General features: G+C 46.6%; 9 protein-coding genes. 5 read left to right on the forward strand and 4 right to left on the reverse strand.

Annotated features, from left to right (window positions below; all coding sequences use genetic code 11):
- The 5 genes from ACP7H9_RS00605 (at position 1) to sucD (ending at position 7,383) form a co-directional block, all read left to right on the forward strand.
- Entirely contained in the window at positions 1-714 is a 714-nt protein-coding gene (locus ACP7H9_RS00605; RefSeq protein ID WP_034821292.1) for a succinate dehydrogenase iron-sulfur subunit, read from the forward strand.
- A 110-nt stretch (positions 715-824) separates the two neighbouring features.
- A complete protein-coding gene (locus tag ACP7H9_RS00610; protein ID WP_110013278.1) occupies positions 825-3,632 on the forward strand; it encodes a 2-oxoglutarate dehydrogenase E1 component in 2,808 nt (935 codons plus the stop codon).
- A 13-nt stretch (positions 3,633-3,645) separates the two neighbouring features.
- The gene (gene odhB / locus ACP7H9_RS00615) at positions 3,646-5,208 is read left to right on the forward strand and encodes a 2-oxoglutarate dehydrogenase complex dihydrolipoyllysine-residue succinyltransferase (protein ID WP_286822943.1); all 1,563 of its coding nucleotides are present in this window, start codon (positions 3,646-3,648) and stop codon (positions 5,206-5,208) included.
- Between the two features lie 136 nt (positions 5,209-5,344).
- Complete coding sequence (gene sucC, locus ACP7H9_RS00620) at positions 5,345-6,511, forward strand: ADP-forming succinate--CoA ligase subunit beta (RefSeq protein WP_011234744.1); 1,167 nt, start codon at positions 5,345-5,347, stop codon at positions 6,509-6,511.
- A complete protein-coding gene (sucD, locus tag ACP7H9_RS00625; RefSeq protein ID WP_011234743.1) occupies positions 6,511-7,383 on the forward strand; it encodes a succinate--CoA ligase subunit alpha in 873 nt (290 codons plus the stop codon). Before sucC ends, sucD begins: the two co-directional genes overlap by 1 nt.
- Positions 7,384-7,598: 215 nt before the next feature.
- Here the strand turns inward: sucD and ACP7H9_RS00630 are convergent, their stop codons facing one another.
- The 4 genes from ACP7H9_RS00630 to ACP7H9_RS00645 form a co-directional block, all read right to left on the reverse strand.
- The gene (locus ACP7H9_RS00630; protein ID WP_114981218.1) at positions 7,599-7,964 is read right to left on the reverse strand and encodes a hypothetical protein; all 366 of its coding nucleotides are present in this window, start codon (positions 7,962-7,964) and stop codon (positions 7,599-7,601) included.
- 125 nt (positions 7,965-8,089) lie between these two features.
- Entirely contained in the window at positions 8,090-9,322 is a 1,233-nt protein-coding gene (locus ACP7H9_RS00635; protein ID WP_286824772.1) for a PepSY-associated TM helix domain-containing protein, read from the reverse strand.
- Between the two features lie 12 nt (positions 9,323-9,334).
- Positions 9,335-11,488: a TonB-dependent siderophore receptor gene (locus ACP7H9_RS00640; RefSeq protein ID WP_286824776.1), complete on the reverse strand. Its 2,154-nt coding sequence runs from the start codon at positions 11,486-11,488 to the stop codon at positions 9,335-9,337.
- A 335-nt stretch (positions 11,489-11,823) separates the two neighbouring features.
- On the reverse strand, positions 11,824-12,000 hold the full coding sequence (locus tag ACP7H9_RS00645) for a DUF6435 family protein (protein WP_153849213.1): 177 nt from the start codon (positions 11,998-12,000) through the stop codon (positions 11,824-11,826).
- Between the last annotated feature and the right edge of the window lie 116 nt (positions 12,001-12,116).

The following is a 12,116-nucleotide window of genomic DNA, read 5'->3' on the forward strand; positions in this document are numbered from 1 at the left end:
ATGAAAAAATACACATTTTCAGTTTATCGTTATAATCCTGATGTCGACAACGCGCCTCACATGAAAGAGTACACGTTGGAAGTAGAAGATAATCAGGATTTGATGGTGCTAGAAGCACTGATCAAATTGAAAGAACAAGATCCATCGCTGGCGTTCCGCCGCTCGTGCCGTGAAGGTGTTTGTGGCTCCGATGGTATGAATATTAACGGTAAAAATGGTTTGGCTTGTATCACTCACTTGTCTTCTTTGAAATCAGACAAAATTGTGATTCGTCCGCTACCAGGTTTGCCGGTCATTCGTGATTTGATTGTTGATATGAGCCAGTTCTATCAGCAGTACGAGAAAATCAAACCGTACCTTATCAACGATGACAAAACGCCACCAGCGCGTGAACGACTGCAGTCGCCGGAAGACCGTGCTAAGCTTGATGGTCTTTACGAGTGCATTTTATGTGCATGCTGTTCAACATCATGCCCATCGTTCTGGTGGAACCCGGATAAATTTGTTGGACCTGCTGGTCTGCTGCACGCTTATCGTTTCTTAATTGATAGTCGTGACACAGCAACAGACGAGCGTTTGGATGAACTCGATGATGCCTTTAGTGTATTCCGTTGTCACGGAATCATGAACTGCGTTAACGTATGTCCAAAAGGGTTGAATCCAACAAAGGCTATTGGACACATCAAATCGATGCTTTTGAGTCGCGCTGTTTAACTCGTTATATTGTCGCGCCAATTTGAACGGTTGATGTTGTGGATGGCCATCCCACAAGGATGGCTATTTTTTTATAAAAACGGTTTATCTATTCAGGTGAAGGAAACGCAATGCAAGATGGTGTAATGCGTGAATGGTTAGAAACATCGCATCTAGCCGGTGGTAACGTTGCCTACATTGAACAAATGTTTGAGGCTTATCTGGATGATCCGACGGCAGTCAGTGATGAGTGGCGTCAAATGTTCGATGCGTTGCCGAAGGATAATCACATTGTTGATACTAAGCTCAGCGATGTCCGGGAACAGTTTCGCCAGGCCGCGAAGAATAAGCTCAAGCAATCTCAAACAGGCAGTACGACTGCCGCAGATCAGAAGCAAGTTAAAGTTTTACAGCTTATCAATGCTTACCGATTCCGCGGCCATCAGCACGCCAACCTTGATCCTCTTGGTTTATGGAAACAGGAAACCGTTCCAGACCTTTCATTAAACTTCCACGATTTAAGCAAAGACGACTTGGAACGCGAGTTTAATGTCGGCTCTTTAGCTGTTGGCAAAGACACAATGAAGCTGAGTGATATTCACGAAGCGCTGGAAAATATTTATTGTGGCTCTATTGGTGCCGAATACATGCACATTGTTTCAACCGAGGAAAAACGCTGGATTCAGCAACGGTTGGAAGGTGTTCTTGGAAAGCCCAAGTTTGAAAAAGAACAACAGACTAAAATTTTAAAAGAACTGATAGCCGCTGACGGACTGGAAAAGTATCTTGGGTCAAAATTCCCGGGAGCTAAGCGCTTTTCATTAGAAGGTGGCGACAGTCTGGTTTCGTTGTTGAAAGAACTCATTTCACGCTCTGGTGAGCAGGGTGCCAAAGAAGTGGTTATTGGCATGGCTCACCGTGGTCGCTTGAACGTTTTAGTCAACGTTCTGGGTAAAAAGCCACAAGACTTATTCGACGAGTTCGCCGGTAAGCATGACAGCAGTAAAGGCTCAGGTGATGTTAAGTATCACATGGGCTTCTCTTCTGACTATGCAACGCCGGGCGGCGACGTCCACCTTGCTTTGGCCTTTAACCCGTCGCACCTGGAAATTGTAAACCCAGTTGTTATGGGTTCGGTTCGTGCACGCATGGATCGTCTGAAAGACCCGGAAGGCAAAAAAGTTCTGCCTATTACCATTCACGGTGACGCTGCTGTTGCTGGTCAGGGTGTGGTGCAAGAAACGTTCAATATGTCGCAGACACGTGCTTACCGTGTAGGCGGCTCTATCCGTATAGTGGTGAATAACCAGGTTGGTTTCACTACATCTAAACAGGAAGATGCGCGCTCCACTCAGTATTGTACTGACATTGCCAAAATGGTGCAGGCGCCAATTTTCCACGTTAATGCGGATGACCCTGAAGCCGTTGTTTTTGTCACTCAGTTAGCGCTTGATTACCGTAATGCATTCCAGCGCGACGTGGTTATTGATTTGGTTTGTTATCGCCGTCATGGACATAACGAAGCCGATGAGCCAAGTGCAACACAGCCGCTGATGTACGCAAAAGTTAAAAAACAGCCCGTTGCCCGCGAGCTTTATGGCAAGCGTCTGATAGAGAAATCGATAGTTGATGAAGACACGGCTAAGCAGTGGATGTCTGACTATCGTGATGCATTAGATAAAGGCGAAGTGGTGGTTGATGAACACCGTCCTATGCGTCAGCACTCTGTTGACTGGTCTCCCTACATAGGAAACGACTGGGACGTTGAGTACGACTACAAAGTCTCAGCAGATAAGCTGAAAGATCTGGGCGAAAAAATCACTCAGTATCCGGAAGAAGACAAGCTGAATTCCCGCGTTGAAAAAGTTTATCAAGAACGTCTGAAAATGGCGAAAGGCGATAAACCAATGGACTGGGGTTTCGCTGAAACTTTGGCTTATGCCACCTTAGTTAACGACGGCACTCATATTCGTTTGACCGGTCAGGACAGCGGCCGTGGTACCTTCTTCCACCGCCACGCGGTATTGCATAACCAAAAAGATGGTTCTACCTATATGCCACTGAACAATTTAGGTTCAGATCAGGGGCAAATTGAAATTTATGACTCAGTTTTATCAGAAGCTGCAGTTGTGGCCTTCGAATACGGTTACGCTACGGCTGAACCGCAGTCTCTGGTTATGTGGGAAGCTCAATTTGGTGATTTCGTTAACGGCGCCCAGGTTGTTATTGACCAGTTCTTAAGTTCTGGCGAGCAGAAATGGGGACGTTTATGTGGTTTAACATTGCTATTGCCGCACGGTTACGAAGGGCAGGGTCCTGAGCACAGTTCAGCCCGTCTTGAGCGTTTCCTGCAATTATCGGCCGATCACAACTGGTCAGTCTGTGTACCGACAACGCCTGCACAGGTTTTCCACATGATCCGTCGTCAGCACTTACGTCCGGTTCGCCGTCCGTTAGTTGTTATGACGCCTAAGTCATTGTTACGTCATCCGTTAGCGGTTTCAGAAATGGATGATTTAGCGGATCTTGGATTCCAGAACGCGATTGGTGAAATCGATGATCTGAATCCGAAAAAAGTAAAACGCGTGGTATTTTGCTCAGGTAAAGTCTACTACGATTTACTGAAAGAACGCCGCGAGCGTGAACAAGAAGATGTTGCCATTATTCGTATCGAACAGCTGTATCCGTTCCCTGCGGAAGAAGTGGCAGAAATTATGAAAGATTATCAGCACGTTAAAGATTTTGTCTGGTGTCAGGAAGAGCCTCAGAACCAGGGTGCATGGTATAGCAGCCAGCATCACTTCTGGGCCGCAATTCCGAAAGGAGCTCAGTTGTCTTATCGTGGTCGTAGTGCGTCAGCCGCACCGGCGGTCGGATACATTTCAGAGCACAACAAGCAGCAGCAAAACCTTGTTGACGAAGCGCTAACCATTAAATAGGTGAAGATGAACCATGGCGATTGATATTAAAGTTCCTCAATTACCCGAGTCTGTTGCAGATGCAACAATTGCAACATGGCACGTAAAACCTGGCGATAAAGTGTCTCGCGACCAGAATCTGGTTGACATCGAAACCGACAAGGTAGTGCTGGAAGTGGTTGCGGAAGCAGACGGTGTTTTGGGCGAAATTACTGCCGAAGAAGGCACTACCGTAACAGCTGAAGAAGTTATCGGAAAAATTGAAGAAGGTGACGGTGCGTCGGCATCTGACGATAAATCAGACGATAAAGACTCAGGCGACGACAAGAAGTCAGAGAAAAAAGAATCTGATTCTTCAGAAGACAAAGGCTCTGACACAAAAGGTTCTGGCGAGAAGATGGAAGTTAAAGTTCCTCAACTGCCAGAATCAGTCTCTGATGCCACTGTTTCTACCTGGCACGTTAAAGCTGGCGATGCAGTAAAACGTGACCAGAACCTGGTTGATATTGAAACCGATAAAGTGGTTCTGGAAGTGGTTGCTCCGGCTGATGGCGTTTTAGCTGAAATTAAGCACGAAGAAGGCGCGACAGTCGGTGCTGATGACGTTATCGGTATTGTCGAAGCTGGTGGGTCTGCTGGCGGTAGTTCAAGCAAGTCCGATGACAGCAAATCTGAATCTTCTTCAGAAAGTAAAGACGATGACGGTGACAACGAAGTAGCGGGTCCTGCGGTTCGTCGTTTACTTGGTGAACACGGCCTTAAGCCAAGTGACGTTAAAGGCACTGGTAAGGGCGGTCGCGTCACTAAAGAAGACGTGGAAAAACACGTGAAAGCTCAGTCTTCTAAGTCTTCGGATAGCAGCAAACAGCAGTCTTCACAGCCAGCCGTTTCAGGTGACCGTGACCAGAAACGTGTACCAATGACACGTCTGCGTAAACGTATCGCTGAGCGTCTGTTGCAAGCTAAGAACGACACCGCGATGTTGACCACGTTTAACGAAATCAACATGAAGCCAATTATGGACTTGCGTAAGAAGTACAAAGACGTGTTTGAAGAAACTCACGGCACGCGTCTTGGTTTCATGGGCTTCTACGTCAAAGCTGTAACTGAAGCACTGAAACGTTTCCCAGACGTCAACGCATCCATTGATGGCGACGATATTGTTTACCACAATTTCTTCGATATCAGCATTGCGGTATCAACGCCTCGTGGTCTGGTAACTCCAGTTCTGCGCGACACTGACCGTTTAAGCATTGCGGATATGGAAAATGGTATTCGTGACCTGGCTATCAAAGGCCGTGACGGTAAGTTAACTATGGATGAAATGCAGGGTGGTAATTTCACCATTACTAACGGTGGTGTATTTGGTTCACTGCTTTCAACGCCAATTCTGAACCCACCACAAAGCGCTATTCTGGGTATGCACAAAATCCAGGAGCGGGCGATGGTGGTAGACGGTAAGATCGAAATCTTACCGATGATGTACCTGGCTCTTTCTTATGACCATCGAATTATTGATGGTAAACAATCGGTAGGTTTCCTGGTTACCGTGAAAGAGTTATTAGAAGATCCTCAACGTCTTATCCTGGATATCTAAAGACGCTGAGAACCAGCCGCAATGCAATTTAGCTTGCGGCTGTTAATTATGCGCCGAGCAGGTTAAAATTCGGCGCGGTATTCGGGTAGGCAGCATTTTAGCTGCTTAAGTTGTTTCAACGAATCGGAAGAGCATCATGAATTTGCATGAGTATCAGGGTAAACAACTCTTTAAAGAGTTTGGTTTGCCAGTATCTGAAGGTTATGCCTGCGACACTGCTGATGAAGCGGTAGAAGCGGCAAAACGTATTGGTGGCGACATTTGGGTTGTCAAATGTCAGGTTCACGCTGGTGGCCGCGGTAAAGCGGGTGGCGTGAAATTAGTGAAAAGTTTAGACGACGTTCGCGCATTTGCTGAGCAGTGGTTAGGTAAAAACTTAGTAACTTTCCAGACCGACGAGAAAGGTCAGCCGGTTGCTAAGATTTTAGTTGAAAGCTGCACTGACATTGCAGACGAGCTTTACTTAGGTGCAGTTGTTGACCGTGCTTCACGCAAAATCGTGTTCATGGCATCAACCGAAGGCGGCGTAGAAATTGAAACCGTTGCTGAAGAAACACCTGAGAAAATCTTGAAAGCTGAAATTGACCCTACGGTTGGCGCGCAGCCATACCAAGGTCGCGAACTAGGCTTTAAACTGGGTCTGACTCCAGACCAGGTTAAGCAGTTCACTAAGGTCTTCATGGGCCTGGCGAAAATGTTCGAACAGTACGACTTAGCACTGTTAGAAATTAACCCATTGGTTATCACTGACGAAGGCAACGTTCACTGTCTGGATGCGAAAGTTGGCATCGACAGCAACGCATTGTACCGTCAGCCTAAAATCCGTGAAATGCACGATCCGTCACAAGACGACGCGCGTGAAGCAGAAGCGGCTAAATGGGAACTGAACTACGTAGCACTAGACGGCAACATTGGTTGCATGGTTAACGGTGCTGGTTTGGCGATGGGTACTATGGACATCGTTAAACTGAGTGGCGGCGAACCAGCTAACTTCCTTGACGTTGGTGGCGGCGCGACAAAAGAACGTGTTTCTGAAGCGTTCAAAATTATCCTGTCAGACAGCTCTGTTAAAGCCGTATTGGTTAACATCTTCGGTGGTATCGTACGTTGCGATATGATTGCTGAAGGTATTATCGGCGCTGTTGAAGAAGTGGGTGTTAAAGTTCCAGTTATTGTTCGCCTTGAAGGTAACAACGCTGAACTGGGTACCCAGAAATTGAACGAAAGTGGCCTGAACATTATCGCTGCAGAGAGCTTATCTGATGCTGCCGATAAAGTGGTTGCTGCGGCAGGAGGTCAATAATGAGCATTTTGATCGATAAAAATACCAAAGTTATCTGCCAGGGCTTTACTGGCGGTCAGGGTACTTTCCACTCTGAACAAGCTATTGCTTACGGTACGCAAATGGTTGGCGGTGTTACACCTGGTAAAGGTGGTCAAGAGCACTTAGGTCTGCCTGTATTCAATACTGTAAGAGAAGCTGTAGAAGCAACTGGCGCAACTGCTTCAGTTATCTACGTACCAGCTCCTTTCTGTAAAGATTCAATCATCGAAGCAGCAGACGCTGGTATCGAACTGATTGTTTGTATTACTGAAGGCATTCCTACACTGGATATGCTGTACGTTAAAGAATATCTGACGCACAAAGGCGTGCGCATGATCGGTCCAAACTGCCCGGGTGTTATCACTCCGGACGAGTGCAAAATCGGTATCATGCCTGGTCACATCCACAAGAAAGGTAAAGTGGGTATCGTGTCACGTTCAGGTACATTAACGTATGAAGCGGTTAAGCAGACTACTGACGCTGGTTTTGGTCAGTCTAGCTGTGTTGGTATCGGTGGCGACCCTATCCCGGGTTCTAACTTCATCGATATTCTGGAACTGTTCGAGAAAGATCCAGAAACCGAAGCTATCGTTATGATCGGTGAAATCGGCGGAACAGCAGAAGAAGAAGCGGCAGAGTACATTAAAAACAATGTATCTAAGCCGGTTGTTTCTTACATTGCTGGTGTTACTGCTCCTCCGGGCAAACGTATGGGCCACGCTGGTGCCATCATTGCCGGCGGTAAAGGTACTGCTGACGAGAAATTTGCTGCACTTGAAGCCGCAGGCGTTAAAACTGTACGCAGCCTGGCCGATATCGGCAAAGCTGTAGCAGAGAAAACTGGCTGGTAATAACTGCCAACGCTTAAACAAAACCCGGCCTTCGAGCCGGGTTTTTTGTTGCTGGCTCTGAGGGAATAAGGAATCTGCATCACGGAGACGCTACGAGCACGTCCGTGTGCGCTTGTCTCAGGCCATCCTTTGCCTTCGACACTACGTGATGCCGAGTCCTTCTTCCCTTGCCTAGCAACAAACTCCGCTGCTCTGGCGAAGGTTCTTTCTGAAAATTAAATTAATACGGAATTGAACAGCAGGGCGGGCATAAAAAAGCTGAAGGAGAAGGCCATTGAGCCTGTAATAGCAAGCGCGGCGCAGCAGAATGTTGCCTGGGTAATAAACACAGATGGCTTGGTCGACGCGCTTTGCGTGAACGACAGATAAGCGGTAAATAGCTTAACTTCTAGTTCGCTGTATTTAGCCTGGAGCCACAGCAAAGTGGGTTTGAGGTACAAAAGTAAAAATGCGAAAGCGACTTCAATGCCACCAAATTGAACCAGCATAGCAAACTCGGGAGCAAGCAGTGCTAAAGCCATTAGAACAACGCCAGCTACCGCCTTTTGTAAAAAGGTTAAATCTTCCCACTTTTTCTTCATAAAATCCCTTTAATAAACAGCCTACTATGGCTGGAATCCTTATCTGATAATTATTTTAAGTTACACTAAACTTTGTTCGTTGTACAGATTGCGACCATTTGTAGGTTTAGTGTTAAGGAATAAATTTACTCTGAGTAGTTAGATTTTTTGGTTTTAAGCTGTTCAAGCTGCGGAGAAATTGACGTGGAGGTGTTGCTGTATTCGTCGAAGACAACGGTGGTGTAGATGAGTGCTACAACGCTTAGTACAAGCGATAAACTGCCGGTAATTCCCAGCCATTTGGCGGTGTTTGGGTCGCGTTTTTGAGTCCGTAAATAGTGCATTCTCATTCCGCCTGCAACTAATGCCACTAGCATAAGTCCGAAGAAGGCGTAAATAAGTTTTACGGTCAGTCCGGAGAAGTCACCAAAGTGGAGTGGGTCGGCTGTATCTGAAATTCTGGCGACAATACCTAAATTGCCGGCGTACTGAGTTCCTGCAATCTCTCCGGTAACCGGGTCAAGATATACTCTGTTAGCGCGGTCACGCACCAGTATTGAACCATTTTGTCCGGTAAAAGACATGGGTTGGTTGTATTGGTGCGGATAGTAGAATCGGGTAATGTCCATATCTGGTCGGGCGGCTTGCGCAATACTTACGAGCTCCGTGAGTGAAAGCGCGGGTTGTTGCTGTTGCGCTTTGGTATGCTCAATTTTTGGTGCTGCCGGGTAATGTTCAATGTCAAAATTGAACATCATATGTTCGGCTAAATACCATATTCCCGTAATTGTAATAGTAGCGATAAACCACCAACTCCAAAGCCCCATCCATTTGTGCCAGGAGGACCACTCCGTTCGTTTTTTCCAACTGAGCTTACCGGGTTTCGCGAGAAATCCGCGCCACCATTTTCGGTAAACATAAAAGCTGGAAATAAGCGAAATAAGAAGCAGGAGGCTGGTGAGGGTAACAATGTATTTACCTATGCCACCCATAGACAAATACATGTGAATGTCGCGTAAGTAGCGTGAAACTTGCCCCCAGCCACCTTCACCCAGTAATTGTCCGCTGGCCGCATCGAAATAAACAAAGCGAAAGCCATTTGGGGTCATTAAACGGACTTCGCCGGAGAGGTAGTCTTGCGAGTGCACCTGCGCCCCTAAAATATGGCTCTCAGGGTAGTTTTCACTCAGGCTAGACTCTAGCTCTTTCCAGGCCACCGGGCCTTCACGTTCTTCTAGAGCCCGGTATTTTTCGTCACTAAGGTATTGAATTTCGTAACTCAAAGTAGCTAAAACGCCAGTGATACAAATGAGCAGCAGAAGCCCCGCAAAGGCGAAGCCAGCCCAGGAATGAAATTTGAACCACTGGCGGTTAGTCATTGAGCAAAGTCCTTAAAAACGATATTTAACCGATGCGTAAATGCGACGAGGTTCGCCCGGGAAGTGTCCGGTACGGGTTAAGAAGCCGCTTGAAGCATATTCCTTATCAAATAAGTTTTTGATATTAACCTGAACTAACCACTGGTCAAACTCTGTCTGCCAGCTGACATCAAACACTGTGTAGGGTTTAACTCGTTGAGCCGGGTTCGAAAAGCTTATTTGCTCGCTCACGTAATCCATACCACCGCTGATAGAGGAGTTCAGTGCAGGCAAGTCATAGCGCGTCCATACACCCATTTGGTGCATAGGAGCGTTTGCGAACTGGTCACCGACTGCGTTGGTAATACCCTGGCCAGGTACGGTTTCTACCACTTTTGCGTCGTTGTATGCATAGTTAGCATTAATAACCCATTGGTCGGTAATGTCGCCCAGCACATCAATTTCAAACCCACGGCTGCGCACTTTACCTACGTTGCCTAAAACATTGCGACCGTCTTCGCTGACTTCACCGGTTGCCTGCAAAATGTTTTCGCGGTTAATTTCGTAAACTGCGGTGCTGACGCGAATGCTGTCGTTAATCAATGACCAACGGGCGCCCAACTCCTTAATATCCGATTGTTCCGGCTCGAAAGGACCGCCAACCTCTGATTCCTGATCACCGGCAGACTGTGGTGAGAACCCTGTACCGTATAGCGCATAAGCCCGAACCCAATCAGCAAATTCGTAGGTTCCACCAATACGGTAGGTTAAGTCACTGTCATCAAAATCTGCTGCATTGGTCTCGTCTTCAAACTGGTCGTAACGCAAACCCAGTAACAGGTTTACTTTTTCGTTAAACGAAATTTGATCTTGCAGGTAGAAGCCGTCGCGCTGAGTTTTGGTAACTCTTGGGGTCGCATTTTCTAATGCGGTAGAGTAGGGGCCTGAGGTCAGTCCGTAAACTGGGTTATGGATCTCTAAATTGGGAACTTCGCCAGGGTTTGCGTTGTTGCCAATAAAGGTGTTGTCTGCCGTATAACTTTCGGCCCCCATTAACACAGTATGTTCCAGACCTGAAATATTGAGTTCACCAATTAAGTTACCTGTAACACTGGTGGCTTCGTTTTCACGATACTGATTACGGAATTGTCGTTGACTGTAAACCGCCTCTCTAGGGTCGTCCACAGGATTTAAGTCGGCATCAAGTAGACCGCGAGGTTCGTGATAATTCTGACGCTCGGTGTTCTCATAGTGACGAACGGTTAAATCGCCGCGCCAGTTAAGCGAAAAGTCGTTATTAATGCGAGCCTGATAAACGGTAGCTTCTAATCTTTGGAAGTCGCTCGCTTCGTTATGGTTCCATTTACGGTCGGTGACAAAGTTACCGTCATTATCAACCGGCACGCCGCGGAGGCGAGCGCCCTGGTAGTCTTGCTCATAGTCGGTTAGCTGAAGAATGACTTCGCTGCTGCTTCCGATATCAAAAGCGTAACCTAAGTCGAGAATTTTATTGGTTTGCTCTGTGTTATAGCGAAACGGTTTTTCGTTATCGTAATAGTAACCGGCACGGTAACGCTGCGAAGCATCTTCTGTGAGCGGTCCGCTTAATTCAACAGAACCGCGTTTGTAGTCGTAATTTCCGAGCCCCAGTTCAATGGAACGCTCCGCTGTTGCTGTTGGCTTTTTAGTCACATAGTTAATAACGCCGCCGGGCTGACCGCTACCAAACATGGCACCACTTGGGCCTTTTAACACCTGAGTTTGTCCAATGTTGAATAACTGCGGAACGGCGAATCCGTTAAAGGGGTCACCGCGAACACCGTCATAGAAAATGTCATCCTGACGGAAACCACGGAAAGTAATGGTGGAGTAACTGAACGAATTCACACCACTGATACTGCGATACAAATCTGTTATTTGGCGGGCGGCCTGATCTTTCATGAGTTCTTCGGTCAGCACCTGAACGCTTTGTGGAATTTCTTCAATGGGCGTATTGGTGCGTGTAGCAACACTGCTTGAGTCCTGACGGTAAAGCGTCTGGGCTCGGCCTTTAACGTTAATGTGCTCAATGTTCTCTTGAGAGCCAGTTGAGTCTGATTCCTTTGTTGTTTGTGTTTCTTGTGCCAGCAATGGTGTGCTTGTCATACCGGCCAGAGTCAGTGCGATAAAGCATTTTGTCAGTTTCATTGATACCCCCGTGAAATGTCGGAGGAGGATCATAAATGAGAATGATTTGCGTTTCAATGTAAAGGTGAAATAAGTTTTCAGTTTATTTGTATACAGGTGAGATAAGAGCTTTAGAGTGTGTTGATGGTGGTCTTGGTAAAAAACGTTCCCTAGCCGCAGCTAGGGAACAAATTTGCACTTCCAGGGAGAGGAAAAGCAAAGACCTGTATAAGCAACACTTAAGAGTGCTTAAGTAATTGCGGGTTGGATCATAATGAGAATTATTACTATTTGCAAGTTTGTTTTAATGTTTTAGAGAAAAGCGGGTTGCTAGTTAGCAACCCATAACCGCAAGCTTACTTATTCTGACTTTCCAGTGCCTGAATCTTATTCCAGAGTTCGTCTGCTTGTTGGCTGATATGCGAACTATCGCGAATGTTTCCGTTACGCTGCATTTCCATGGCTTTTTCTTGCAGTTGCTTTAGTTCTTTGCGCATTTTCTTCGTAGGGTCTGATTTAAAAAGTCCAAACATTAATGATTGCCTTAAATTATTACGTGTATCCAGCAATACGATAAAACCTGATTAAAAGTTTATTTGTCGCTTAGGGATTTGAACTTTAGGCGAGTCCATATAAAGCTAGTTATCGG

The sequence above is a fragment of the Idiomarina sp. ST20R2A10 genome (genome assembly GCF_051842345.1).
Lineage (GTDB): Bacteria > Pseudomonadota > Gammaproteobacteria > Enterobacterales > Alteromonadaceae > Idiomarina > Idiomarina loihiensis.

What these genes read in the sequence shown, in the direction of transcription:
- ACP7H9_RS00640 (WP_286824776.1), bottom strand. Translation starts at nt 11,488, where the DNA reads ATGAAACTGACAAAATGCTTTATCGCACTGACTCTGGCCGGTATGACA.
- ACP7H9_RS00645 (WP_153849213.1), bottom strand. Translation starts at nt 12,000, where the DNA reads ATGTTTGGACTTTTTAAATCAGACCCTACGAAGAAAATGCGCAAAGAA.
- sucC (WP_011234744.1), top strand. Translation starts at nt 5,345, where the DNA reads ATGAATTTGCATGAGTATCAGGGTAAACAACTCTTTAAAGAGTTTGGT.
- ACP7H9_RS00605 (WP_034821292.1), top strand. Translation starts at nt 1, where the DNA reads ATGAAAAAATACACATTTTCAGTTTATCGTTATAATCCTGATGTCGAC.
- odhB (WP_286822943.1), top strand. Translation starts at nt 3,646, where the DNA reads ATGGCGATTGATATTAAAGTTCCTCAATTACCCGAGTCTGTTGCAGAT.
- sucD (WP_011234743.1), top strand. Translation starts at nt 6,511, where the DNA reads ATGAGCATTTTGATCGATAAAAATACCAAAGTTATCTGCCAGGGCTTT.
- ACP7H9_RS00610 (WP_110013278.1), top strand. Translation starts at nt 825, where the DNA reads ATGCAAGATGGTGTAATGCGTGAATGGTTAGAAACATCGCATCTAGCC.
- ACP7H9_RS00635 (WP_286824772.1), bottom strand. Translation starts at nt 9,322, where the DNA reads ATGACTAACCGCCAGTGGTTCAAATTTCATTCCTGGGCTGGCTTCGCC.
- ACP7H9_RS00630 (WP_114981218.1), bottom strand. Translation starts at nt 7,964, where the DNA reads ATGAAGAAAAAGTGGGAAGATTTAACCTTTTTACAAAAGGCGGTAGCT.